This is a genomic window from Planktothrix prolifica NIVA-CYA 540 (assembly GCF_963864145.1).
Classification (GTDB): Bacteria; Cyanobacteriota; Cyanobacteriia; order Cyanobacteriales; family Microcoleaceae; genus Planktothrix; species Planktothrix agardhii.
This window is the reverse complement of the sequence record NZ_CAWLTW010000001.1, coordinates 2,875,324-2,901,272: the sequence shown is the minus strand read 5'-3', so window position 1 is coordinate 2,901,272 and position 25,949 is coordinate 2,875,324. Positions and strand designations below refer to the sequence as shown.

The 25,949-nt window shown below is 38.0% G+C and carries 15 protein-coding genes; 2 read left to right on the top strand and 13 right to left on the bottom strand.

From position 1 onward, the window contains the following. Positions 1-34: 34 nt before the first annotated feature. Together AC559H_RS12985 and pheS are read right to left on the bottom strand one after the other, a co-directional pair. Complete coding sequence (locus AC559H_RS12985) at positions 35-688, bottom strand: SH3 domain-containing protein (protein WP_036831670.1); 654 nt, start codon at positions 686-688, stop codon at positions 35-37. 38 nt (positions 689-726) lie between these two features. Beyond that, a complete protein-coding gene (pheS, locus tag AC559H_RS12980; protein ID WP_026795601.1) occupies positions 727-1,728 on the bottom strand; it encodes a phenylalanine--tRNA ligase subunit alpha in 1,002 nt (333 codons plus the stop codon). 53 nt (positions 1,729-1,781) lie between these two features. Here pheS and surE point away from each other — a divergent pair, with 53 nt between their 5' ends. Then, positions 1,782-2,588, top strand: coding sequence for a 5'/3'-nucleotidase SurE (surE, locus tag AC559H_RS12975; RefSeq protein WP_026795602.1), 807 nt, complete (start codon positions 1,782-1,784; stop codon positions 2,586-2,588). 126 nt (positions 2,589-2,714) lie between these two features. Here surE and infC read toward each other — a convergent pair whose 3' ends face one another. Beyond that, the gene (gene infC / locus AC559H_RS12970; RefSeq protein WP_026785810.1) at positions 2,715-3,248 is read right to left on the bottom strand and encodes a translation initiation factor IF-3; all 534 of its coding nucleotides are present in this window, start codon (positions 3,246-3,248) and stop codon (positions 2,715-2,717) included. Positions 3,249-3,403: 155 nt separating this feature from the next. On the opposite strand from infC, the gene AC559H_RS12965 reads away from it, so the two are divergent. Next, a complete protein-coding gene (locus AC559H_RS12965; RefSeq protein ID WP_036831712.1) occupies positions 3,404-4,324 on the top strand; it encodes an alpha/beta fold hydrolase in 921 nt (306 codons plus the stop codon). Positions 4,325-4,507: 183 nt separating this feature from the next. Here AC559H_RS12965 and AC559H_RS12960 read toward each other — a convergent pair whose 3' ends face one another. From AC559H_RS12960 to AC559H_RS12915, 10 genes are all read right to left on the bottom strand, one after another. Then, positions 4,508-5,245: an SDR family oxidoreductase gene (locus AC559H_RS12960; RefSeq protein WP_026795604.1), complete on the bottom strand. Its 738-nt coding sequence runs from the start codon at positions 5,243-5,245 to the stop codon at positions 4,508-4,510. 127 nt (positions 5,246-5,372) lie between these two features. Further along, positions 5,373-5,525 carry a microviridin/marinostatin family tricyclic proteinase inhibitor gene (locus AC559H_RS12955; RefSeq protein WP_081693637.1) on the bottom strand — a complete coding sequence of 51 codons (153 nt, stop codon included), beginning with the start codon at positions 5,523-5,525 and terminating at the stop codon, positions 5,373-5,375. 184 nt (positions 5,526-5,709) lie between these two features. Continuing rightward, positions 5,710-6,702: an MvdD family ATP-grasp ribosomal peptide maturase gene (locus AC559H_RS12950; RefSeq protein WP_026795605.1), complete on the bottom strand. Its 993-nt coding sequence runs from the start codon at positions 6,700-6,702 to the stop codon at positions 5,710-5,712. Positions 6,703-6,737: 35 nt separating this feature from the next. Then, positions 6,738-7,712, bottom strand: coding sequence for an MvdC family ATP-grasp ribosomal peptide maturase (locus AC559H_RS12945; protein ID WP_026795606.1), 975 nt, complete (start codon positions 7,710-7,712; stop codon positions 6,738-6,740). 158 nt (positions 7,713-7,870) lie between these two features. Beyond that, entirely contained in the window at positions 7,871-9,664 is a 1,794-nt protein-coding gene (locus AC559H_RS12940; RefSeq protein WP_026795607.1) for an ABC transporter ATP-binding protein/permease, read from the bottom strand. 43 nt (positions 9,665-9,707) lie between these two features. Continuing rightward, entirely contained in the window at positions 9,708-10,505 is a 798-nt protein-coding gene (locus AC559H_RS12935) for a class I SAM-dependent methyltransferase (protein WP_026795608.1), read from the bottom strand. 77 nt (positions 10,506-10,582) lie between these two features. Then, the gene (locus tag AC559H_RS12930; RefSeq protein ID WP_026795609.1) at positions 10,583-11,752 is read right to left on the bottom strand and encodes a DUF6014 family protein; all 1,170 of its coding nucleotides are present in this window, start codon (positions 11,750-11,752) and stop codon (positions 10,583-10,585) included. A gap of 47 nt (positions 11,753-11,799) precedes the next feature. After that, positions 11,800-13,836: an ABC transporter ATP-binding protein/permease gene (locus AC559H_RS12925; RefSeq protein WP_026795610.1), complete on the bottom strand. Its 2,037-nt coding sequence runs from the start codon at positions 13,834-13,836 to the stop codon at positions 11,800-11,802. Positions 13,837-13,911: 75 nt separating this feature from the next. Then, positions 13,912-18,123, bottom strand: a complete 4,212-nt coding sequence (locus AC559H_RS12920) for a non-ribosomal peptide synthetase (RefSeq protein ID WP_026795611.1) — start codon at positions 18,121-18,123, stop codon at positions 13,912-13,914. Then, on the bottom strand, positions 18,120-25,847 hold the full coding sequence (locus tag AC559H_RS12915; protein ID WP_026795612.1) for a non-ribosomal peptide synthetase: 7,728 nt from the start codon (positions 25,845-25,847) through the stop codon (positions 18,120-18,122). The genes AC559H_RS12920 and AC559H_RS12915 overlap by 4 nt, the downstream gene beginning before the upstream one ends. Positions 25,848-25,949 lie beyond the last annotated feature (102 nt).

The window sequence follows — 25,949 nt, the reverse complement described above, 5'->3', positions numbered from 1 at the left end:
ATATAGAGAGACGCGCCATGGCACGTCTCTACTATTACCGACACATAATCAAAGTATTAGCTGAGATATATCCCTCCTCGGGCTCACTAATGCCAACCCAATCGCGTTTTTCCCCATTCGGATCAGGAATTAACTTATAATTCTGTATCAGTCTAACTCGGGCTCCTGAAGCCAAACTCCCAACCCGGTCAGAAAATCGAGAGGGTTTTTCCCTGACCACAACCCCATTGGGGGCGGCGGCAAAATCAATTTGACGACATAAACTAACGGGTTGTGTTGTTGGAGGTTCGGGTTTTTGTACTTGACCCGAACAGTCTTGCAAATTCCCACTTCTATCAGGAAAACCATTAGAAATATAACCCTTAATCGGGGCGCTAATTTCTACCCAAGTCCGACCATCCGGGCCACGAGTCCCGCCAGAATTATTAGCTAAAGTCACTTCCGTTTTAAATCCCACACCCCCAACCACCGGAGAAGTGGGAGTCGGTCGAGAATGAACCGCTAACCCCTGTTGTTCCCCAATAACTCGGCACAAACTAGAACGGTTTTGGGCTATTTTTGTTTCTGAATTCGTTGTCGGGGGTTTAGTTTGTATCGTTGCTAAAGTGGGTAATTGACTCCCCATAACCGCTAATACAACTAATGCTAAAACCCGAAAAGACTTACTCCTCAATCCCAAATTATTCATTAATTTCACTCCTCATTAACCACACTCAATTTTAACAATTAGAACTGACGTAAAAAGCGTAAATCACTGGCATAAACCCGCCGAATATCATCAATTTGATGTAAAACCATAGCAAACCGTTCTACACCAAAACCAGCCGCAAATCCCGTGTATTTTTCCGGGTCATATCCAGCCGCTTTTAACACATTCGGATCAACCATGCCACATCCTAACACTTCTAGCCATTTTCCTTGCCATTGTAAATCCACTTCGGCCGAGGGTTCAGTAAAGGGAAAATAACTCGCCCGAAATCGCACGGGTAAATCCCCGAACATTTGCCGTAAAAACTCTTTAATTGTGCCTTTTAAATCCGTAAACTTTAAGCCTTCTTCAATAGCTAAGAGTTCAATTTGATGGAACACCGCCGCATGGGTCGCATCAACGGTATCCCGACGATAAACGCGACCCGGGGCGACAATGCGGATGGGGGGTTGGTGTTCTTCCATGTAGCGAATTTGCACCGAGGAGGTATGGGTTCTTAATAAGTTACCATCGGGTAAATAAAAGGTATCCTGCATATCCCTGGCCGGGTGGTCGGGGGGAGTATTTAGGGCTTCAAAATTATAATAGTCCGTTTCCATTTCCGGGCCAGAAGCCACGGTATATCCTAACCCAACAAATATATCCAAAGCCCGATCAATAATGCCATTTAGGGGATGAATTCGGCCCTGGGAATGATAGACACCCGGCATGGTGACATCTAGGGTTTCCGACTGAAGTTGGGCTTCGAGTTGGGCGCGTTGGAGGGCGGTGCGTTTATCCTCTAAACCCGTTTCTAAGGCTTTTTTGACCTCGTTGGCTAAAGCTCCAATGCGGGGCCGTTCACTGGGGTCTAGTTTTCCCATACCCCCTAAAACTACTGAAACTTTGCCTTTTTTGCCTAAGTAGTTAATTCGCAATTGTTCTAATTCATCTAGGGTTTGAGAAGTTGCGATCGCATCTGTTCCTTCGGTGCGGAGGTCTTCGAGTTGGGTTTCTAATTCACTAAGTTGGGTTGCCATATCACCATTCAAAATAGACTATTTAAGGATGACCGTTTAATTAATTAAAGTCAATGAAACTATTAATTAGTAATGATGATGGGGTTTTTGCCCAAGGAATTCGCAGTTTAGCCAATGGTTTAGCCCAAGTCGGACATGAAGTAACTGTGGTTTGTCCCGATCAAGAACGTTCGGCAACGGGTCATGGTTTAACCTTACACCATCCCATTCGCGCTGAACAGGTAGAGGATATTTTTGAACCGTCCGTAACCGCCTGGGCCTGTTCGGGAACCCCCGCCGACTCGGTGAAAGTGGGACTATTTGGGGTGATGGAAACCCCGCCGGATTTGGTTTTAGCCGGAATTAATCATGGGCCGAATGTGGCCACGGATATTCTGTACTCCGGTACGGTTTCAGCAGCCATGGAAGGGTTAATTCAAGGAATTCCCAGTATTGCTTTTAGTTTGGGGAGTTATTCTTCACGGGAGTTTCAAGGGGCGGTGGAATTTGCCCAACGGTTAATTCACACCTTAGAAAAACAGCCCCTACCCGAAGCGATGTTACTAAATGTTAATGTTCCCGGTGTCCCCCCCCAGGACATTCAGGGGGTGAAGATTACCCGTCAAGGAATTCGTCGTTATGTTGATATTTTGGAAAAACGTATCGACCCTAGGGGAAAAACCTATTATTGGTTAACTGGAGAATTAATGGAAGATGTAGAACTATTAAACGAACCCTCAGACTTGGATGAATGGATGACGGATGTTCATGCTTTACGTCAAAATCTGATCACCATCACCCCCCTACAATATAACCTTACCCATATTACAGAATTACAAAAGTTACAAACTTGGTCGCAGATGTTAAGTATTCACAATTAAAGTCCCCCTTGCTAACAAGGAGGATGGGAAGATTTCTAGTTTCGGCTGGTAATTAGAGATTGGGTGCTGAAGCTGACATCCCAAGGCAACCGAATCCTTAGAAGTCAGCCATTCAACACCTGAATTCTACTTTTTGGGTGAGAGCAACATCATCATGCTGCGTCCTTCTTGTTTGGGTTCCTGTTGCACCTCAGCCAATTCTTGTAACTCAGAGGCCATACGTTCCAGGAGGCTTTTGGCGAGGTGGCTGTGTTGAATTTCCCGACCACGGAACATAATGGTGGCTTTAACTTTATCCCCTGATTGCAGGAAGCGTTTGGCTTGATTGACGCGCACTTTGTAATCGTGCTCGTCAATGATGTAGCGCATTTTGACTTCCTTGACATCAACGGTGTGTTGTTTTTTCTTGGCTTCTCGAACTTTCTTTTCCTGTTCGTACTTGTATTTGCCATAGTCCATAATCCGACACACCGGGGGGTCGGCTTTGTCGCTAACCAATACCAAGTCGAGTTCCTTTTCCTCCGCCATGCGCGAGGCTTCCCGGGGGGTGAGAATCCCTAATTGAGAGCCATCTGCATCTATAACCCGGATTTTAGGAAACCGGATATTTTCGTTAATTGGAGGCAAATTGCGATTGATTTTTTTATCGGTCACAGGCATTAAAGAAGTTTGCAAGCGATTCAATATGATGGTGATATGGTTCTACAGTTTCCTATTGTACTCATTCCCATCGATATTCTGTTCCAAATTTAACCTAAATTCCATAAACGTTAAGATTATCAATATAAAGTTATGTTGTGATCGGAGGATATTTGATTAGTTCCGCAAGCTGGCAAGACCAAGTAGGTGATCAACGGGATTGGATTTGGCGGGGTTGGCGGATTCGTTACGCCTATAGTCGGCCCGGTTTGTCCCTATCTTCTAGTCCCAGTTACCCGATGTTATTTTTACATGGATTTGGGGCTTCTATTGGACATTGGCGATACAATTTGGCTGTGTTGAGTCAAACCCATACGGTTTATGCTTTGGATTTATTGGGTTTTGGCGGTTCGGAAAAAGCGATCGCCCCCTACAATACTCAATTATGGGTAGATTTAGTCTATGATTTTTGGAAAACTTTTATCCGAGAACCTGTAATTTTAGTCGGCAATTCTATCGGGTCTTTGGTTAGTTTAATGGTGGCATCCCAAAACCCTAAATTAGCAAAGGGATTAGTTTTAATTAGTCTTCCTGACCCCGGATTACAATTAGAAATGTTACCGCCTTGGTCAATTCCTGTGGTAGAAACTGTGCAAAATATTGTGGCTTCTCCTCCGGTTTTAAGACTATTTTTTGCCTTGGCTCGTCGTCCGAGTTTTATCCGGCGTTGGGTACAGTTAGCCTATAATAATCCCGATGCAATTACCGATGAATTAGTTGATATTTTAGTAACTCCGGCTCTGGAACGGGGGGCAGCCCGGGCTTTTTGTTCGATTATTAAAATGATGGGAAATCCTCGTTTGGGCCCAACAGTTAAAAGTCTATTTCCCCAATTAACGGCTCCTATTTTGTTACTTTGTGGCTTACAAGATCGTTTAATTCCAGTTAAATTTGCCAACCCTCGTCAATATTTACAATATTACTCTCAATTAAAATTAGTGGAATTGGAAAATGCCGGACATTGCGCCCATGATGAATGTCCAGACAGGGTAAATAGGGAAATTGTAAACTGGATGATTGAAAATTTCGATGACTAAGCTACTATAGCAATCCTATTTGAGTTGTGTTTAAAATCCCTGATCAAAAGGGAATACCGGAACAGCCCCCCCAAACCCCCCGTGCACGGGGGGCTTGGGGGGGAGGGATCTGGGGTAATACTTCTGGCCGTTTCATATCAGTATTGAAATGTTACAACCTATTTAGGATTGCTATATAGTCGATTAGATCAAGGTGACTCCACCCTCAACAGGTAAAATCACCCCGGTCATATAGGGATTAGTCATCAAACTTAATACCGCTTGCGCTAGTTCATCGGGTTGCCCCAGATGGGCCACAGGTAAGGCTGCGATCGCCCACTTACTGAGGTCTGAACGTTCAGACTCGCCTTGACTGCTCCAGATGCTGTTATCCTCTATCAGCCCAGGAGCAATCACATTGACCCGAATGGGTGCGATTTCTAAGGCCAGCGATCGGCCAAATGCGGCAACGGCACTATTAGCGGCGGCGATCACGGAAATCCCTCCCAGTTTTGAAGATTTAAACATAGAAACACTGGAGGTTAGGGTAATGGAGCCATCGGTGGCTATGGTTTTCAACCCGGCACGCACAGCAAAAAATGTTCCCCAGAACTTGTCCATGGCACCTTGAGCCGTTTCTGTGGTCATTTCTGCTAAGAGCGATCGGGGCATATTTCTATCTCCGATCGCCGTTACGACTAAATGATCAAAGTTTCCCACTTCCTCAAAAAAAGTATTAACTGAATCTTGATTCAAAATGTTAACGGTTTTAGCTTCAATCTCTCCATAAATTAATCCGATCGCCTGATTTAATTTCTCTGAAGATGGGTGAGAAAGTACAACTTTTGCCCCCAATTCTAATATCTTATTGGCGATCGCCAGGTCAACTCCCGAATTCATGCCAATAATAACTACCTTTTTTCCTGATAGCGACTCAAACATTATTTTCTCCTGGGGATCACAATATAAAACTACTTTAACTTAATATTTAAACAAAAATCGGGAGTAGCTTTCAGTTATTAAATAACTACTACTCCCTTAATTTTCGATCAAGATGGCTCTGGTCTACTTAACTATCTTCAAAATCGGAAGGCCACTTCAAAGTCCAGGCCGTGGGGAAATCGGTAGAAGTAGGACCACCAGTTTCTGTGTCTTGCTCTGACAAGAAACGAGCAAAGAAGGGGACTGCTAATCCGGTCGATACCTTGATATTTTTAGACATAGTAGTTTACTTTTCAGAAAGCTAATTGCTGGGATTGTATCACGAATCAACCCGATATAGCAAGTCTAAAGTTAAGTTACTTTTGTAATATTGACCTGTGATCGAGATACTACGGACGAACAGGATAAGTCAAGGGAAATCCAGAACAAATGATTAACTTTTATTAAGAAAGTATCCTTAATTACTAAGATGGTTTCTGGTTTGTAGGAGTGAGCAGAATTTCAGCGATCGCCTGGGAAATAGGGAAATAGGGAGCAAATAATTCCAACCAGAAAAACTCGCCAACGGGATTGATTTCTAGGAAAACGTGCCGACCATCGGGGGTGACAATAATATCAATAGCTCCATAGTTTAAGCCGAAATAAGCCGTCAGTTGCAGTAGTTTTTTCTCAATATCTTCGGGTAAATTATAGGCTTGCCATTTTTCAGTTAAAGCCCTTCCTTCTTTCCGCCAATCATAGGTAGCTCCGTCTAATTGTTGAGAGTTAATGGCGGCAGTAAATACCTGTTTTCCGACAATAATTGTCCTTAATTCTAGGGCTTTAGGGACATTTTCTTGAAAAGTCATCGGACAAAAACTTAGCCCTTCCAAATTATCTAAATCATCATCAGTTACGGGACTGGTAAACACGACATTTTCTTCTTTGTTTTCACCATAAATTGCAAATTGAGAGAGCATTTTAGTAACAATTCCTTGCTCTTTACATTCCTGGGCAAATTGTTTGACAGCTTCGGGATTATTTGAGGTCAAAGTCCGGGGAGTTAATAAACCTAATTGTCGGGCAATTTGTAATTGCAGTTGCTTATTATTAGCCCGATCAACGTTAATCATCGGATCAAAATGGAAACCTGGTAGACTAGCAATTAATCCTCGGACGGTAAGGCGACATTCTTTTAGAGACGCTTCCCGAAATTGCCGATCCATACTATCAGGAAGTTTAGCGCCATATCTCATGCGCCGATACCAAACCGAGGAGACTTCACTTAGGTCTAATTTCTGTTCTCCATCGGTAACTATTCCCCCCTCAAAATTACCCGAATAAATATCGAGTTTTACTTCCATAGGAAAGCGATCGGTATCAAAACGAAAGGCTTTTTTACCCTTGGCTTCAATAGCTTTAATAACCAGGGGAATACTTTCATTATCGTTGCTGAAAGTGAAAATTAAAACCGTCATAAATCTCCTGAATAATAATGGTTAAATAGTAAATTTTAGGGAATCAGGGTATCGGCGATCGCTTGAGAAATCGGCAAATCCAAATCCCTTTCCAACATTCCCCATTCGCCACCAGGATTAACTTCTAAAAAGACATAATCTCCCGACGGCGTGAGGATAAAATCAAAAGCTCCAAATAACAGTCCCAATTCACCCATAAAAGTTTGAAGACGACGGATCAATTCTTCGGGAAGTTGATGATTTTGCCAAGCACCCACCTCCATACCAGGAGATCGCCAATCCACTGTAGAATCTTCATAAACAGAAGCATTTAACGCGCCCACAAATACCTTACCATTCACATAAATTACTCGCAATTCCTGTTGCTTAGAAATTTGTTCTTGGAAAACCATTGGACAATAACGTAATGACTCCGCATCTTGTAAATCTTCCTCTTTAACTAAGCTAGTATAAAGAAAAAAAGAAGTGCTTTCCATACTACGAGAAAGAGCCGTCAATAGCTTACTCACCATTTTGCCGTTAACTTGTTGAAAAAATTCCCGTGCGGCTTCGGCTTTATTTGTGATCAATGTTTGCGGAATAGTAAATCCCAATTCTGAGGCTAATCTTAATTGCAGTAGTTTATTACTCGCCGCCTCAATTCGTACTAAATGATCAACCCAATTAGCTTCTCTCAGACTGTCCCAAAAGCCGTTTAAAGTTGCCTTTGATTCCTTGGCACAAGCCTGTTGATATTGGGGGTCTAATTCCTTAAAATCAGGCTCCCAGATCCGTCGCAGCCAAACCGCTTGCACCTGTTTTGTGCTAATAGAATGACCATTATATTCCAGTTGATGATCGATTTTTGATTTGCCAAAATTGGCAGTTAATTGGACATTGAGAGGAAATTGATCCGTATCAAAACGAAAGGGTTGCACGCCTTTTTTTAATAGGGCTTCTATGACTCGATCAATGGTGAAAAAATCCCCACTATGAGTAATTAATAAAACAACATCACGAGACAAAGACATACAACTATTTTCTCCGTAATTTCGATTTTTAATTTTGCTTTAAGCATAGCTTTAAAAGGGGAATTTTGAAACTAAGTTGTTAAAAAAAATGGCGAGATTTATCAACCAAACTTCTAGGATAAAATATTACAACATACAGAGACTTATTATCTGGAAATTTAATATTTTTTAAGAAAATTGATCGCCGCGAATTTTTGCTGTTGGTAGTCTTCAACGCTCAAAAATTGCCAACGAGAATTTTCTGCAAGTTCTAGTACCCATTGATGATAATTAAATAGACTTTCCCGATGTCCTACACTAATAAAAGTTGTCTGGGTTTGCTGCAATTGTTGATACAAACTTTCTTCATTAATTAAATCTAAAGCACTGGTGGCTTCATCTAATATAGCGAAACTGGGACGGGTAACTAACATCCGGGCAAAGGCTAGTCGCTGTTGTTCTCCTAATGATAAAATATTTTCCCAATTTACTTGTTTATCAAAAACATTAGTTTGAGTTAATAAATGTTGAAGGTTAACTTTTTCTAGGATTTTTTCAAGTTCTTGATCAGTAATTTGATCAGTGGTATGGGGATAAAGGAGTTGGTCACGCAGAGTGCCCAAAATAATATAAGGACGTTGGGGTAAAAATAACATTTCTTCGAGGGCAGGACGCACTAAACGCCCGGTTCCTGCATTCCATAAACCTGCGATCGCTCTTAGCAAAGAACTTTTACCGCGACCACTAGGGCCAACAATTAATAAACCTTTTCCCGATGGAACTGATAGGGATAAATTTTCAACAATTACTTTCTCATAATCTGGGGTTTGTAGAGTAAAATTCTCAAAAGCTAAACGGTTGTCTTCTACTGTTGTAATCCTACCGAGGTTTTTTGGTTCTAGGCTCACTGTTTTTAAGCCATCAGAAAAGGAGGCTAAACGCTCAATATAATTAGATAATTTTGCTGAAGTTCCCCACTCACTTACCAATTGTCCCAAGGCATTAGAAAATAGAAAACAGCATAAACTGGCTTGACTAATTTCTCCAAAATCAATTTTATCTTGAATGAACATTGGTGTCAGAATAAACATCGAAAAAACACTAATCGCAGACTGATAACCACGATTAAAAAGATCCTGAAATCTCTCCCAATTAATTCTTTCTTCCGCATTTTTGATAATATTATTAAATCTGCGTTCGATGATTTTTTCTTCCTGTTCCTCCCCTCGAAAAAAAGCAATGGATTCCGCATGATCTCGGACATGAGTTAGGGCATAATTATATTCAGCTTTAGAGTTAAGTTCCGCCCGATTAATCTTATTTAACTCTTGGGTTAAATACACCGCAATAAAGTTACCAGAAATGGTATAGATAACTAGATAAATGGTAATTTGTTGGGAAATTGTCCAAAGAATAACCAGAAAAGTGATCATTTGCAGACTCTTTTCTAATAAGGTTGTTAAAAACCTCAAGGTTATGGTGGTAATCGGTTCAATTTCTTGGGATAAACGTTGGTCAGGATTTTCTAAACCCGATGTAAAACCAATTTTATAATAGGCGCGATCGCTCAAATATTGTTTTAAGGTGTTATTACTTAGCCACTTATACCAATCAAGAGCAACTTTTTTCCTAACAAATTGAGCCAGGGCGACTAAACAGGTGATCAGCACAATCAAAAAGCTAGATAGCCAAAGAGTCTCAAGATACTTAGAAAGGTCTCTTTGTTCAATAACAATATCTAGGACATGGCGATTCCAGAAGCTGGCAAAAGCATCAACACTCACTAGCAAAATTATGCTTAAAACCATTAGAAACAGCATTCCCCAGGAACAAATCACATCGGAAAATACCCTTCCATTTAACTCTGTGGGATACCAGTAAGGTTGAGCAATAATTTTAACATCTTGCAAAAATCGAGTCAAAGATGAAAGGGGATTAGTGATGGTTTTGTCAGGGGGAACTTGAGTTTGCATATCCTAAAAAACTGGTAATTATTGACACCGGATAAGTTATAAATTATTTAACTTGACTAACTCCAAATGGTTTCTTTGCTGCTACCAATAAATAAGTTATTGCTGAAGAACTTAATAAATTATCTATAGCATTAACATTAGCATTATAGGTTTCTTCGTCCATCTTTTCTGATTGAAATTCTTCTCCCAGCCAAGATTTTAGATGTCGAAAATGTCGGAACCAACATTCCTCCGTCGCCTCCACGAATTGTAACTGTTGAAATCCCAACTGTTGGTAAATATTTTGATATTCGGCAATATCTTTAACCGTATTAGCTTGGGGAACAGTCCAATCACCTAAATATTCTGTCGTGGCAAAACTCATATCCGAGAGAACTAAATTTCCCCCCGGTTTCAACACCCGCCAAGCCTCTTTTAGAAACTTTTCTCTGGTATCAAAATAGAAAGCTGATTCTACACAAATAATATTATCAAAAAAATTATCCTCAAATTCCATATTAACCGCATCCATTAACAGGAATTTGCAGTCAGGAGCGTTCAAAATACTTCTTTCAATTTGTGTAGGGGAAATATTAATTCCCACAATTGCTGCCGAGGAATAATAATTGAGGAGGTAACTGGTTGTTGCGCCCAAACCGGAGCCAACATCGAGAATATTTCCCTGCTTTTCGGGAATAAATTCTAAAAGTTTTTCCATTAAATTAAAACAAGATTCCTGTTGATTTTGGGTATCTGAGCGCCAATAACCCACATTAAAAAACTCTTTTTGACCGTAGAATTCCCGAATCGAAGGATTGAGAATTAAACCATCAAATTTACTAATCCATTCGTTTCTATCCATTTTTAATCTCCAGTTTTGATCTTTGATTGATTTATCTGTAAGGCTTTTTGCCACTCCACAATTATATGATCAGTATGCTACTGCAAATGTCTCCATATTCCTTGACAACGTTCTATAATTAGTCCTTGAAAAACTGACAAAGTTGATGGGTGAATGTCTATTTTGTACAGCGAGAAAATACCTGTAGGACTTTTCAGATTTAACTCCCTGCGGGTAATAGATAATGCTTGCGCTCGATGAAGTTCCACCGCTTGTAGTAAACCGGGATAACTCAAATTACGCAAAGCTAATTGACCATTTTTAGTAATATAAATGGCATCATTTTGAAAAAGATATTCTAAGCTAATCAAACTAGCATGAACATCCGTATCTTTTTCTAAGCCGCCTAAACGGTGAGCATCTAAACCAAAGCGAATGCAGAAATTAACTGCTACCAATTTCCCAGCTTCTTCAGCAGGTAAAGTGCAAGCAGCAAACTCAAATCCGAGACTATCCGATCGCCATTCTTCTACACCCGCATAGGTATAATTTTGAAAAAGGTTCTGGTTTGCCTTGAAATCAAATCCTAAACCGCTTGCATGGCCGGCTTCATGTACTTGAGTGTCAACGTGGCGATAGCGTTCACTATTGATTTCATCTTCTAAGGGGGCTAATAATAAATTAGCAGTTTCCGGTTCAAAAATTGTTTGGATACATTGGTGGCTGAAACCTAAAAAACGTCGTCGCTGTTCACTGGAATTGTTTAATGCTGGGCCCTCAATACTATTAGGAAAAGGCCAGCCATTGGGAACAATGAAGGCTTCACCTTTTTCCCCACTAAGATGACCGCAACTGGCAATTTCGGTAAAGGAAAGGTTTCTAGGAACAGGTTGACCTAAAGTGCCAAATTTTTCCCGACTGAGATTTTCTAATTGTTCAATAGAGGGTTGAGAATTATCGTGTATTTTTCCAGAAATCGCACTTAAAGTTACCTGACCTTGGCATTGTCGATTAATTTTATAAGGGGCAATAATTAAGAAATAACCATTTTTACCAATAAAATCCATATTGATAAAATCTTCCGCCAAAATACTCCAGTTGTTATTTTCTAAAGCCTCTGCTGTTTTTAGCAGCCATTTGGGGGGAAGTTCACAAGAATTTTCAGCCTGTTGACGCAATTTTTTGGCAGCAATAGTAATTTCATTTTGCTGAATATCTTGAACTACTTGTTTGACTAAATTTTGTTCATCTACGAGGGCTATTGTCATTTTTTATCTGTCCTGAATTTTGATGCAAATTATATTTTGATTAACCGCTAAACCCTTAGCCACTTAGAGACCCTGTAATCTTTGTTATAGCGATAGGTAAAGCCGTCATTGCCAGTAATAGACTTACCAAGGCTGGCTTTACTTCTGATAGTGCCTATTGAGTAGTTGGTCAAAACCTCCATTTCTTTATGGGAAAATCCCTCAAATTTGTCAGTTAATACCGCTATTTCAGGTATGGGCTGAGTCGGGGATTCATTACTAGAAAGATTGTCTATGGTGATTTGAGCATTGTCAAGGGGAATATTGATAATTTCTTTAGCTTTTTGCCGCTGATAATCCTGTACGGTTAACAGTTGCCAACCAGAATCGGGTGAGAGTTCCAAAACCCATTGGTGGTAATCAAAAAGACTTTCCCGATGTCCCACACTAATAAAGGTTGTTTTTGTTTCTTTTAACTGTTGATATAAATTCTTTTCATTGATCAAATCCAAAGCACTAGTTGATTCATCTAAGATAACAAAATGAGGACGGGTCACTAATATTCGGGCAAAAGCCAAACGTTGTTGTTCCCCTAGTGATAATATATTTTCCCAAGGGACTTCTTGATCAAAGCCTCCGACCCTGGTAAGCACATCTTGAAGATTCACTTGTTGTAGAACTTCACTGAGTTCTTGATCGCTCACTTGACGATCCACATTCGGATAAAGTAATTGTTCGCGTAATGTTCCGAGAATGATATATGGACGCTGGGGTAGAAATAGGATTTCTTTTCCTGGTGGTCGTATTAAACGTCCAGTGCCTGAATTCCATAAACTAGCGATCGCTCTTAAAAGAGAACTTTTGCCCCGTCCACTCGGTCCAACAATTAATAAACCCTGTTCTGGTGCTAACTCAATTGTTAAATTTTCAACGATTACTTTTTCATAATTAGGAGTTTGTAAGGTAACATCCTCAAAAGCGAGACGGTTTTCTTCAATACTTTTAATGGTACTTACACCCTCAGCTTGTTGGGTAATTGTTTCTAAGGTTTCTGAAAAATTCACCAAACGCTCAATATAACTAGAAAGTCTTCCTGAAGTTGCAAATTCAGTGATCAATGTACCCAAAGCTGTGGCAAAAAGATTGGCGGCTAAACTAGCCTGATTTACCTGTCCAAAATCAATTTCATCTCTAATATATAAAGGGGCGACGAGTAAAAAGGGAAAAACGTTAATAATTGACTGATAGCCTCGGTCAAAAAAATTCTTACTTCTTTCCCAATTAATCTTTTGCAAAGCAGTTTGAATCAAAGAGCTAAATCGTTTTTTAAGAATATTAAATTCTTGATCTTCTCCCTGAAAAAAAGCGATGGATTCAGCATGATTACGAACATGGGTAACAGCATAATTATAATTGGCTTCAACTTCGAGTTCTTCTTGATTAATCTTATTAAATTCTTGGCTTAAATAAAAGGCAATCAAATTACCGATAGTGGTATAAATAATCAAAACCACTCCAATGGTTTTAGAAATCTGCCAGAGAATCACGAAAAAAACTATCATTTCCAAGATTTTCTCGACACAAGTTGCAAAAAAACTGAGGGTTGTTTTGGCGATGGGTTTAATTTCTTGGGTTAGACGTTGATCAGGATTATCAATATTTGAGTCAAAGTTAATCTTATAATAGGCACGATTGCTAAAATATTTCTGCAACATATAATTATTCAGCCATTCATACCAGTCAATGGCCATTTTCTCTCTCACAAACTTAGAAAGTCCCGTCAAGAGAGTGATCAACACAAAGCTAACAATCAAAATAGAAAGATTGTTCGTAAACCCAGATAAATTTTTCTCATCAATTACATTAACCAATTGACGCAAAACAAAACTATTGAAGGCACTAACAGCCACTAAACCGATGATTAATGATAGTAAAAGTATTAACATTCCCCAGGATTTAATAACCTCAGAAAAAACTCTACCATCTGCTTCCATTGGATACCAATAGGCTCCAAGAACTAACTTCAGCTTATTCCAAAATTCCAGAAAATTAAGATTTGAATCAGAGTTTTTTTGCGATTCTTTAGGAGTATGTTGTGATTGCATAGTTATAAATTAAGTAAATAAATTTTTCCAATAGGTTAGTTGATTAAATTACAGATCAGTAAGCAAAACTTTGCTTTAGGTTTCAGGTTGATTAAAATATTCTTGTATGGATTTTTTAAGTTGATCAGCCAGAATTTTGACATTGGGTTCATAGAGCATTTGTCCATGATTTCCTTGTACGGAAACCACTTGCACAGGTTTGTTACTATAAGGTTGCCATCCCCAATCGGATTGCTCATAATGGGACATGGCTTGATGTTCTTGCACCACAATTTCTTTGACATCTTGGGCGCGAAATAAAACAATAGGGGCAGAAATCACAAAATTGGGTTGGTAATCCGCATAATTAAGAGTAACTCGTTTCATCACCTCAAGATTGGTTTTGAGCAAAGATAGGGTAGAATGTTCTGGTAAAACATTGTGATAATATAAAGCCTCCGCCGCAAGCTCCCAACGTTTTTGATCATCAGATTGGGCTGCTAATTGCTCATAGTTAAGACCCAAAGAAATCTCTTTAACAGCTTCAATCCGTTCAATCATATTCCAGATCCAATCTAGGTCGCTTCTTTGGGTAATATAATCAGGATTAGCCACCAGTCCCGCATCAAATATTCCCAATAAACTGATTGTTTCTCCTTGTTGTTCTAGTTGGAAAGCCATTTCTAAAGTAACAGAACAACCTGATGAATATCCTGTTAAGATATAAGGCCCTTTCGGTTGTTTTTGTTGCAAGGTTTCAATCAGGGAACTGGCATGATCTTCTACCGAAATAGGGAGAGGATGAGAACCGTCCCTGCCTGGTGTTTCTAGTCCATAAACAGGATGTTCATCGGCAAAATTCATGGCAAAATCTCGAAAATAGAAGGCGTGTCCATTAGCACCAGCGACACAAAATATTGGTGTTTTTTGTCCCGAAGCTTGCAATACTAATAAGTCAGAAATGGACGGTTGTACCTCAAATTGAGACAGTTGTTGTGCCAATTGAGCAATGGTGGGATTCTGAAACAAACTGGTTAAAGACAGTTCCTGGTTAAAGTTTTTTTGAATCTCATTTAGGAGCTTAATCGCTAGTATTGAATGGCCGCCTAAATCAAAAAAGTTATCATGAATGCTGATTTTTTCACATTCAACTATTAAAGACCAAATTTCGATTAATTGTTGTTCAATGTTGTTACGAGGAGCTTCATATAGACTTTGGGATTCATGATTAGGATGGGGTAAAGCTTGACGATCAATTTTGCCATTGGGGGTTAAGGGAAATTCATCTAACCTGATAATTTGGCTAGGAATCATATAATCAGGTAAATGAGTTTTGATGTGTTGTTTTAATTTTTGAGAAAGATCATCAATTGGTTCTCCTGTGACATAGGCCACTAATTGCTGATTATTTTCAGTTTTATGTAAATTGACAATAACTTCTTTAACAACAGGATGCTTTAACAATACTGCTTCAATTTCCCCTAATTCAATACGAAATCCCCGCAATTTGATTTGATGATCAATGCGTCCTAAAAATTCAATATTGCCATCATTTTGCCATTTAGCTAAGTCTCCCGTTTTGTAAATTCGTTCGATTTTTCCTAATAGGTTAACTTCAATAAATTTCTCAGCCGTTAAGTCTGGACGATCCAGATAACCCCTGGCTAATCCTGCTCCTCCGATATGTAATTCCCCTGGTACTCCGATAGGAACTGGTTGTAAGTGAGGGTCTAAAATATAAACCTGCACATTGGGAATCGGACGACCAATGGTTATTTTCTCATCAAAAGATGTATATTTGGCGATCGTTGCACAAACACTTCCCTCCGTTGGGCCATAACCATTAAAGAAATTTCGTCCTTGTGACCATTTTTTCACCAACTCAGGGGAACAGGCTTCCCCCGCAACAATAATAGTTTGCAAAGAGGGTAGATTTTCCCAGGGTAGCACTGCTAAGGCTGATGGCGGTAAAGTAATATGGGTAATAGCATCATCCCGTAATCGCTCAACTAAGGGTAAACCAGGCATTAAATTGTCTTTATTTCCCAAATAAAGCGTTGCTCCCCCTCCCCAAGCCATAAAAACTTCCCAGATAAAAGCATCAAAACTAAAGGAAGCAAACTGAAGCACTCGACTTGAGGGATGCACACCAAAAGTTTCAATTTCAGTCAGAGCTAAGTTATACAACCCTTTATGTTCAACCATCACCCCTTTGGGTTTACCTGTAGAACCAGAAGTATAAATCACATAAACCAGGTCATTAGGCTTAGTTTGAAGTGCTAAATTATGGCAGGGAAATGACTCAAAATTAAGCCGATCTAAATTAATCAACTGAGCAGAAAGCTCCGAGAAAAACCCAGATAATTTATCATTGATAAAACTTTGGGTTAATAATAACGAAATTTTACTATTTTCTAATATATATTTAATTCGCTCTTCTGGATAACTCGGATCAACTGGAACATAAGCAGCACCTGCTTTAAGAACTCCCAATAATGCGATCGCCATGTCTAAAGAACGTTCAACACAAATTCCAATTAAGGTATCAGGTTTAATTTGATAATTTTGATGCAAGAAATGAGCTAATTGGTTAGCTTTTTGATTGAGTTCTTGATAAGTTAAACTTTGTTCTTCAAAGACTAGGGCTATATTATTAGGATAGCTTTTGACTTGTTCTTCAAATAAATCCACTAAGGTTTTATCTTGAGAATAATTTGTATTCGTTTGATTCCAAAGTTCTAATTGTTTTTGGTCAGCTTTTGTTAGCCAAGATAGGTTAGAAATTTTTTGCTGTGGGTTAGTAACAATTTGTTGTAACAAAACTTCCCAATGTTCTGCCATTCTTTGAATGGTTATTGTTTCAAATAGATCGGTTGCATATTCCCAGGTACAATTTAATTGACCATCAGATTCTAAAGCTAAAAGGGATAAATCAAACTTAGCAAAGGGATAACTTGAGTCTAGCCATTCAATCTTTAATCCTGGCAAATTGAGAGCTTCACTGTCATTATTTTCTACAGTAAACATTACTTGAAAAATAGGATTATAGCTCAGACTACGAACAGGCTTTAATTGTTCGACAAGAAACTCAAAAGGAATATCCTGATAATGATAAGCTTCTAAACAAGTTTGACGAGTTTGCTGTAAAAATTCTTGAAAACTTTGTTCCGATTTAATTTGATTTCGCAGCACTAAAGTATTGGCAAAAAAGCCGATTAATCCTTCGGTTTGACGATGGGGACGATTGGCAATGGGTGAACCAATACAGATGTCATTTTGGCGGCTATAACGAGAGAGTAAAAGGTTAAAAACCGCCAATAAAAGCATATATAGACTTACCCCTTGTTGTTGACTGAGGCTGTTTAATTGCTGAGTTAATTCAGGGGTTAAGGTCTGGCTATAATGAGAACCTCTATAACTTTGTATTGGGGGACGAGGATGATCTGCGGGTAATTCTAATCGTTGTGGTGCGTCTTTTAGTTGTTTTTTCCAATAGTTAATCTGAGTTTCTAATACCTCTCCCTGTAACCAATTTCGCTGCCAAGTGGCAAAGTCACTATATTGAATGGGTAAAGGTTCAAGGCTTGGTTTTTGTCCTTGGGAAAAGGCAAGATAAGCATGGCGTAATTCACGAATAAAGATACCCATTGACCAGCCATCACTGCTGATATGGTGCATATTTAGCAGCAAAATAAATTGGTTGTCTTTTAATTGTAGTAATTTAGCTTTAAATAAAGGGCCAGTGTTGAGATTAAACGGTTCTTGAACATTATTATTAATTAATGTTTCAACCGTTACAGACTGAGTGAGTTGATCAAGATTGCTTAAATCTTGTATGCTCAAAACATTGAAATTTTCTATCTTTTTAATCCGAATTTGGGGCTGTCCTTCCATAGTCGGAAAATACATCCGCAAACTTTCATGGCGATTGATGACATAGGCTAAACTCTCAGAAAGAGCATTAACATCAAGCTTTCCCTCTAATTGTAAACCCATGGACATATTATATGAGGCATTAGAGGGTTCCATTTTCCCTAAAAACCAAAGCCTTTGTTGAGCGAACGAAAGCTGTTTTAAGGCATTTGTAGGTAATTTAGGAATATCTTTTTGAGATGTAACAGCTTGGTCTTTAGCTGTATTTAAAAAAGCTAAAATTTCTGTTTTATTAATTTTTATTTGTTGGATTAATTCAGCAGGAATATCATTTTTTGTTTTCCGAAGACGTAACTTGTCTCCATCAGCAGAGATGCGACATCCCAGATCCCGCAACTGACTCATTAATGCGATAATTTGTTGATCATTACTCATAATTCAATTTCCTCTTCATTTAAATCTAAAGGTTGAGAATCTTCTGAAGCATTAACCCATAAACAGGTATCAAGATAGTTCGCTAATTCCTTAAGAATGGGATATTCAAATACTTTACTTAGAGGTAATTCTACTTTTAATTGATCACGAATACGGGCAATTAATTGGGTAGCTAAAAGTGAATGCCCTCCCAAATTAAAGAAATTATCTTGTCGAGAAATTACCTCATATTTAAGTAGTTTAGCCCATAAACCCGCCAGTAATTCTTCTGTAGGGTTTTCAGGTAATTCAATGTCAGTTAATAAGATAGGTGTATTCGGATCAGGAAGGACTTTACGATCTATTTTTCCATTGGGCGTTAAGGGTAATTTCTCCAGTTGAACAAAATGACTGGGAATCATATAATCAGGGAGGGTTTGCCCTAAAAACTCTCGGAACTGGGCAATCAAAGCGGGATCAACATGATTAGTGTCTAGGGTTAAAGGTTGGTTAGCATAATTTTTCCAGTTTAGGGGATCTAAGCTATTTTTAGAAGCAAAACGAGGCTGACTAAAAGGATAGGTTGTATTGCGTTGAAAAATAACTTGATAAGTGGAAAATTCGCGATCGCTATATTGAACAAATGGAGTATAGGGTAAGTCCTCCGTTAAGGTTCGTAATGCTTCAGGGTTGATACCAATTTCCATCTGGCTTAAAATAGCTTTTAATTGTTTAATAGTTCCCTCAAACTCAGGAATTTTTTCCAATAATACCATTTCTGAAATCAGACGAATATTGGGAATATTTTCAATCCCTAACAAATCAGGCTCTTGAGTGTTTAAAATATTTTGGATCGTTTTTAGATTGAGTTTTTCAACTTGCCAGTCTAACCATTGCCATTGTGTAACTAATGTTTGAGGTTGATCTAAATATAGAACAACATCGTAACGAAAACGATTCATTTCTGTCTGATTATAACCCCGTTTTAATTCAATTTGGACTTGACTAATACGAGGATATTTTTGTTTTAAGTAAATAAAGAGATTTGGATCAATCAGTAATTCTTCTTCTGTTCTCAGACTGTTTCTAATTCGTTGACGTAATTCTTTAATGGATAGGTCATCATCCGCACGATAGAATTCAACGGCTGTATGGAAAGCCTCTAGAAGTTTAAAGTTTCTCACATCCCCAATTAAGATTTTACCCCCTGTCTCTATAGAGTTGATTACCCCATCTAAAACAGCCAATAAGTAATCAACTGAGGGGAAATATTGAATCACAGAATTGAGAATAACTAAGTCATAACTTTGGGGGACAATTCCCTCAAATTGGTTTGCTGGACTCTGTTTTAATGTAACCTTTTTCTCAAGATTTTGTGATGTTAAATTTTCCTGAACATACTGTAAAGCTTTGGTTGAAAAATCCGTCCCGATAAAGGTTTGACAATGGGGCGCAATTTTAAATAATAACATCCCTGTTCCACAGCCAATTTCCCAAACTCGTTTAGGTGCTAATTCTAGAATTTGTTCAACAGTTTTGTCTCGCCATTCTTCCATCAAATTTTGAGGAATAGGTTCTCCTGTATAGCTATCATTCCACCCTGCTAAATTAAGGGTAAAATCATTTTCAGGAGTCTGGGGTTGAAAGTAAGCTTTATTGAAAACTTCCTGCCACATTTCCACCTGTTCTCCTTGTAAATATTCAGTTTCTGAGTCTTTTTTAGAGAGAACAATATAAGCCACTAAATTGGCATCAAAATCTGTATTTTTTCGTGCAATAACAACAGCTTCCTTGATGTCGGGATGTTTGACTAAAGATGCTTCAATTTCTCCTAATTCAATGCGAAAACCTCTAATTTTGACTTGATGATCAATGCGACCTAAGTATTGTAAATTACCATCTAATAGCCAACGAGCAAGATCACCTGTTTTATAAATTCGGTCAGTTTGATTAAATAGATTAAGATTAATGAATTTTTCCGCGCTAAGATCGGGATGATTCCAATAACCTTGAGCTAAACCTGAACCTGCAATACAAAGTTCTCCAGGAATACCAGGAGCAACAGGTTGATTATAACTGTCCAAAATATAGATGCGGGTATTAGCGATCGCTTTACCGATAGTGGGTTCTTGTTCAGCATTTCTGAACACTTTTGTAAAGGTAGAATAAGTCGTGTCTTCCGATGGGCCATAAAGATTATAAATCAATTTGGCAGATGTCTGTTTATATAAAGCTTGTACTAAGCTATTTTTTAATGGTTCACCTGCTAAATTTATCACTTGAACTGTTGCTGGAATAGCATTCATATTAAGCAATTCAGCCGCAGCACTTGGTACGGTATTAATTAAGGTAATAGGCACAATGCTGTTACGAATTTGTTCAGTATCAAGGGCATTTTTAACGATAATAATACTACCTCCTTGAGTTAGGGGAACAAACATTTCAAAGATGGAAAGATCGAAACAAATTGAGGTTGATGCTAAGACCCCTGAAAGTTGTTCTGCACTGAAGACGGAATGCGCCCATTTGAGCAGCACGGCGGGACTATAATGGGCAATAGCAACCCCTTTGGGTTTACCTGTAGAACCAGAGGTATAAATGATATAAGCTAAATCATGAGGATTACTTTGACGAGGAGGATTATTAATTAATTGATTTTGCCATTTTTTCTGATCTAATGAGATGACAACACAAGAATTATTTTGTTGTTTAAGCGATAACTTTTCTTGAAATAAATCAGTTGTTATTAATAGGGGGACTTGACTATCTTCAAGTATAAACTGAATGCGATCGCGGGGATAATTAGGATCAATGGGAACGTAGGCACTACCTGTTTTCAGAATAGCTAATAAGCTGATGATCATGTCAGGCGATCGCTCAACACAAATTCCTATTAACGAATTACTTGGTAATTGATGTTGTTTTTTAAAATCTGATAAATAATTGGCTAGTTGATTGGCTTTTTCGTTGAGTTGCTGATAACTTAAGCTTTGTTCTTTAAAGACAACTGCAATATTGTCAGGGGTTTTTGTTGCTTGATATTCAAACAAAGTTACTAAAGTTTGATCTTTTGGATAATCAATATCGGTTTGATTCCAAATTTTAAATTGTTCGATTTCTGTCGTTGTAATGAACGGTAATTCATAAATAGGTTGTTGAGGAGAATCAACAATTGCTTCTAGCAAAATTTCCCAATGTTGTTCCATCCCTTGAATGGTTTCCCCTGCAAATAAATCTGTAGCATATTCCCAAACACAATGAAGCTTATTATCATACTCTGATAAATCTAATTTCAAATCAAACTTAGCAAAGGGATAATTCTGTTCAAACCATTTAATCTCAAGTTCTGGTAAACTAATTTTAGTACCTACTTCTGCGGTATTTTGCAATACTAACATGACTTGAAATAAGGGGTTATAACTGAGACTTCTTTCTGGTTGTAATTGTTCGACTAAATACTCAAATGGGATATCCTGATGAGCATAGGCATCTAAACAAATTTGTCGAGTTTGTTGCAATAAATCTATGAAACTGTTATCAAAATTAATCTTATTTCTTAATACCAAAGTATTGACAAAAAAGCCCATCAAATCTTCAGTTTGACTATGGGTGCGGTTAGCAATAGGGGAACCAATACACAAATCACTTTGACCACTGTATCGGGACAGTAAAACACTAAAAGCAGCTAAGGCAGTCATAAAAAGGGTAACGCCCTGTTTTTGGCTTAAATGTTTAAGTTTATGGGTTAATTCTGCCGTCAACTCACATTCATAGAGAACCCCTTTATAACTCTGCTGTGGCGGACGAGAATAGTCTGTGGGGAGTTCTAATAAAGCGGGTGCATGGTTGAGTTGATTTTTCCAATAGTTTAATTGGGTTTCTAAAACATCTCCTTGTAGCCAATTTTGTTGCCAAGCTGCATAATCAGTATAGTCAATCGGTAAAGGTTCCCATTGAGGAGTTTGACCTTTAACTAAGGCACGATAAACTTGTTGCCATTCTCGCTTAAATACTCCCATTGACCAACCATCACTGATGATGTGGTGCATATTAATTAAGAGGACAAAATCCCTTTCCCCTAATTGTAATAATTTGGCTTTAAACAGAGGGCCAGTATTTAAGTTAAAAGGTTCTTGTGCGTGATTATTGACCAATTCTTGTAGGGTTTCTTTTTGCGTTTGAGAATCAAGATTTTGTAAATTTTCAATAGCTAAAACTTCTATTTCTTCAGAATTTTGAATGATAACTTGAGGTTTTCCAGCGACGGAGGGAAAATAAGTGCGTAAAATTGAATGACGTTCAATTAAATAGAAAAAGCTTAACTTCAAGGCTTCTAGATTGAGATTTCCTTGAAGTTGTAATGCCATAGGCATATTATAAATTGCCGATATTCCTAACCCTTCAAGTTGGGCTAAAAACCAAAGTCTTGATTGAGCAAAAGAGAGGGTTTTTGGGGCGTTTTTTGCTTGGGGAATAATGGGAGGTAAACTAACTGCTGATGATACTTGACTAATTTCTGTTGCTAATTCTGATAATTGGGGATGTTCAAATACTTTCCGAACGGCTAATTCGACCCCAAAACTGTTACGAATACGGGTGACTAATTGGGTAGCTAATAGGGAATGTCCTCCCAATTCAAAGAAGTTATCCCGACGACCCACAGACTTGATTTGCAAGAGATCTTGCCATAGACTGGCTAATAATTCTTCTGTGGGAGTAACAGGCATTTCGCCATCGGTAAATATTTTTAAATCAGGGATCGGTAGGGCTTTTTTATCTAATTTTCCATTAGGGGTTAGGGGAAGAGTTTCCAAGATCATAATCTGACTTGGAATCATGTAATTTGGCAAACGGCTTTTCAGTAAGCTTTTCAGTTCATCCCTAACATCACGCTGTTTTTCTTGCGGGATAATATAAGCCACTAATTGCTGATTATTTTCTGTTTCATATAGGTTAACAACAGCTTCTTTAACAACAGGATGCTCCAACAAAACTGCTTCAATTTCCCCTAATTCAATGCGAAATCCTCGCAGTTTTACTTGCTGGTCAATACGTCCCAAAAATTCCAGATTTCCATCATCTCCACATTTTGCTAAATCCCCTGTTTTATAAATTCGTTCAGTTTTTCCTAATAGGTTAACTTCAACAAATTTCTCAGCCGTTAAGTCTGGACGATTCAAATAACCCCTCGCTAAACAGACTCCTGCAATACATAATTCTCCTGGTATTCCTGGTGGTAAGATTTGCTGATTCCTATCTAAAATATAGGCGCGAATATTATCTAATGGTTTACCAATATTGGGTTTTTGACCATTTGCTTCACAAGGAGAAAATGTCGCTGTTACCGTCGTTTCTGTAGGGCCATAGCAGTTGAATAAACGTCTTTGATTTGCCCATTTTTCTACGACTTCAGAAGAACAAGCTTCACCTCCAACCGTTATATTTTCTAAATGGGATAAGTTGGCTTGAGGTAAAATAGATAGGGCTGAAGGAGATAAAAAGCTATGGGTGATTTGGTTCGTTTCCAGAAAGTTTACTAAGGTTTGAGTGGGTAGTAATGTTTCTTTTCCTGCTAAATATAAACAAGCACCATGACTAAGATTAGTGGCAATTTCTCCAATAGATAAATCAAAACTAAAAGACCCAAATTGAAGTAAACGACTTTGCGGATTAACGTGAAATAGTTTGCCCCAATTTAAGCAAAGATTAACAATTGATTGGTGTTCAATCATTACCCCTTTAGGTTGTCCTGTTGAACCAGAAGTATAAATCACATAAGCTAGGTGATTAGGTTTACTTTGAACTGTTAAATTATAGTTAGGAAATAAGTCATAATCAAACTGATCTAAATCAATAAACTTACTTAAAGATTTTAAGTAAGATAGGGATAATTTATCTTGAACAAAACTCTGGGTTAATAAGACTGAAATTTTACTATTTTCTAAAATAAATCTAATTCTATCTTCTGGATAATCGGAGTCAATCGGAACATAAGCAGCACCCGCTTTTAAAACACCTAATAAACCTACAACCATCTCTAATGAACGTTCGGTACAAATGCCAATTAAGCTATCTGGTTCAATCTGATAGTTTTCTCGTAAATAATGAGCCAACTGATTAGCTTTTTGATTTAGTTCTTGATAAGTTAAACTTGTCTGTTCAAAGACCAATGCTGTCTTGTCAGGGGTTTTATTTACTTGTTCTTCAAATAAATCAATTAAAGTTTTATCTTGAAAATAGTTACTATCCGTTTGATTCCAAATTTCTAGTTGTTTTTGATTAGATTCCGTCAGTAAAGGTAAAGTATTAATTGACTGTTGAGGATTATCAACAATTCCATGTAATAAAATTTCTAAATGTTCTACTATTCCTTGAATAGTTTTGGCTGCAAATAAATCTGTCCGATATTCTAATTCTGCGATTAACCCTTGGGGAGTTTCTCGACAAATTAATCCTAAATCAAATAACGTTATTTTGTTTTCCCAATCAAAATTACTGATAGTTAATTCTGGCAATTCTAAGGTCTCTTTAGCTTCATTCTGTAGGGTAAAAAATACTTGAAATAAGGGATGATTACTCAGCGATCGCTCAATGTGTAATTCATCAATTAATTTCTCAAAGGGTAAGTCTTGATGATCATAGGATTCCAGAGTTCTATCCTTAACTTGTTGCAATAATTCTAAAAAAGTAAGATGACCTTGCAAATTAGTTCGTAAAGCTAAAGTGTTAACAAAAAAGCCCATTAATGGCTCTAATTCTTGACGATTTCGATTAGCGATCGCCGTTCCAATGACAATATCTTCCTGTTCACTATAGCGATAAAGTAGCACGGTAAAGGCAGTTAGAAGGGTCATAAACAGAGTTGTTCCTGATGTTTGACTTAATCCCTTCAATTGCTGCGTTAAAGTCAGATTGAGATGTATAGATTGACTAGAACCCTCATAGGTTTGTAGAGAGGGACGAGGTTTATCAATGGGGAATTCTAAGAGAGGGGGAGCATTTTTTAACTGTTGCCGCCAATAATTAAGTTGGGTTTCTAGTATTTCTCCCTGTAACCATTGTCGCTGCCAATGGGCAAAATCAGCATATTGAAGAGCTAATTTTGGCAAAGAAGCAGGTTTATTTAGGGAAAAAGAGCTATAAAGATTAGATAATTCTTGACGGAATAGATCAACCGACCAACCATCAAAAATAATGTGATGAATAACCAACAATAAAATATGAAATTGAGGGTTAATTTTGAGTAATTTTACCCGTAATAAAGGACTTATTGATAAGTCAAAAGAGGTTTGCAGTTCTTCGGTTGCTAATTGTCGCGCCTTCTCTAATTTAATATTTTCTGTCTCTCCCTCTAAATTAATTACTGGTATGCTTAACTGATAAGGATGATTAATAACCTGTACAGGAGACTCATTAACCACAGAAAAAGTCGTCCGTAATACTTCATGACGGTCAATAATTTCTGCGATCGCTTGCTCTAGGGCGTTTAAATTAAGACTTCCCTTAATTTGCCAAAAAATAGGCACATGATAAGGAGAATTTTCTTGATCAAATTGAGCTAAAAACCAGAGTCTCGTTTGAGCAAAAGATAGAGGAATATCTCCTTCTCTTGGTACAGGAATCAATGATAATTTTTGTTTCTTTTGATTATTACTTGTTTTTGATTGCTGCTGCTTCAGCTTTTGTAGCACTAATTCTCGTTTTTCAGGAGAAAGATTTTCTAAACGTTTTAGCAGATCACTCATAGGATTTATGGAAGATTAGTTTTTAAAAAAATAGAAGCAAAAAAGAAAGACTTTTAGAAGTTATGTAGAATTACCATTAGTGGTCACATTTTGTATTCCTCA

Coding starts and splice junctions, on each gene's coding strand:
- AC559H_RS12930 (WP_026795609.1), bottom strand. CDS start 11,752: ATGACAATAGCCCTCGTAGATGAACAAAATTTAGTCAAACAAGTAGTT.
- AC559H_RS12925 (WP_026795610.1), bottom strand. CDS start 13,836: ATGCAATCACAACATACTCCTAAAGAATCGCAAAAAAACTCTGATTCA.
- AC559H_RS12920 (WP_026795611.1), bottom strand. CDS start 18,123: ATGAGTAATGATCAACAAATTATCGCATTAATGAGTCAGTTGCGGGAT.
- AC559H_RS12915 (WP_026795612.1), bottom strand. CDS start 25,847: ATGAGTGATCTGCTAAAACGTTTAGAAAATCTTTCTCCTGAAAAACGA.
- surE (WP_026795602.1), top strand. CDS start 1,782: ATGAAACTATTAATTAGTAATGATGATGGGGTTTTTGCCCAAGGAATT.
- AC559H_RS12935 (WP_026795608.1), bottom strand. CDS start 10,505: ATGGATAGAAACGAATGGATTAGTAAATTTGATGGTTTAATTCTCAAT.
- AC559H_RS12940 (WP_026795607.1), bottom strand. CDS start 9,664: ATGCAAACTCAAGTTCCCCCTGACAAAACCATCACTAATCCCCTTTCA.
- AC559H_RS12985 (WP_036831670.1), bottom strand. CDS start 688: ATGAATAATTTGGGATTGAGGAGTAAGTCTTTTCGGGTTTTAGCATTA.
- AC559H_RS12960 (WP_026795604.1), bottom strand. CDS start 5,245: ATGTTTGAGTCGCTATCAGGAAAAAAGGTAGTTATTATTGGCATGAAT.
- infC (WP_026785810.1), bottom strand. CDS start 3,248: ATGCCTGTGACCGATAAAAAAATCAATCGCAATTTGCCTCCAATTAAC.
- AC559H_RS12950 (WP_026795605.1), bottom strand. CDS start 6,702: ATGACGGTTTTAATTTTCACTTTCAGCAACGATAATGAAAGTATTCCC.
- AC559H_RS12945 (WP_026795606.1), bottom strand. CDS start 7,712: ATGTCTTTGTCTCGTGATGTTGTTTTATTAATTACTCATAGTGGGGAT.
- pheS (WP_026795601.1), bottom strand. CDS start 1,728: ATGGCAACCCAACTTAGTGAATTAGAAACCCAACTCGAAGACCTCCGC.
- AC559H_RS12955 (WP_081693637.1), bottom strand. CDS start 5,525: ATGTCTAAAAATATCAAGGTATCGACCGGATTAGCAGTCCCCTTCTTT.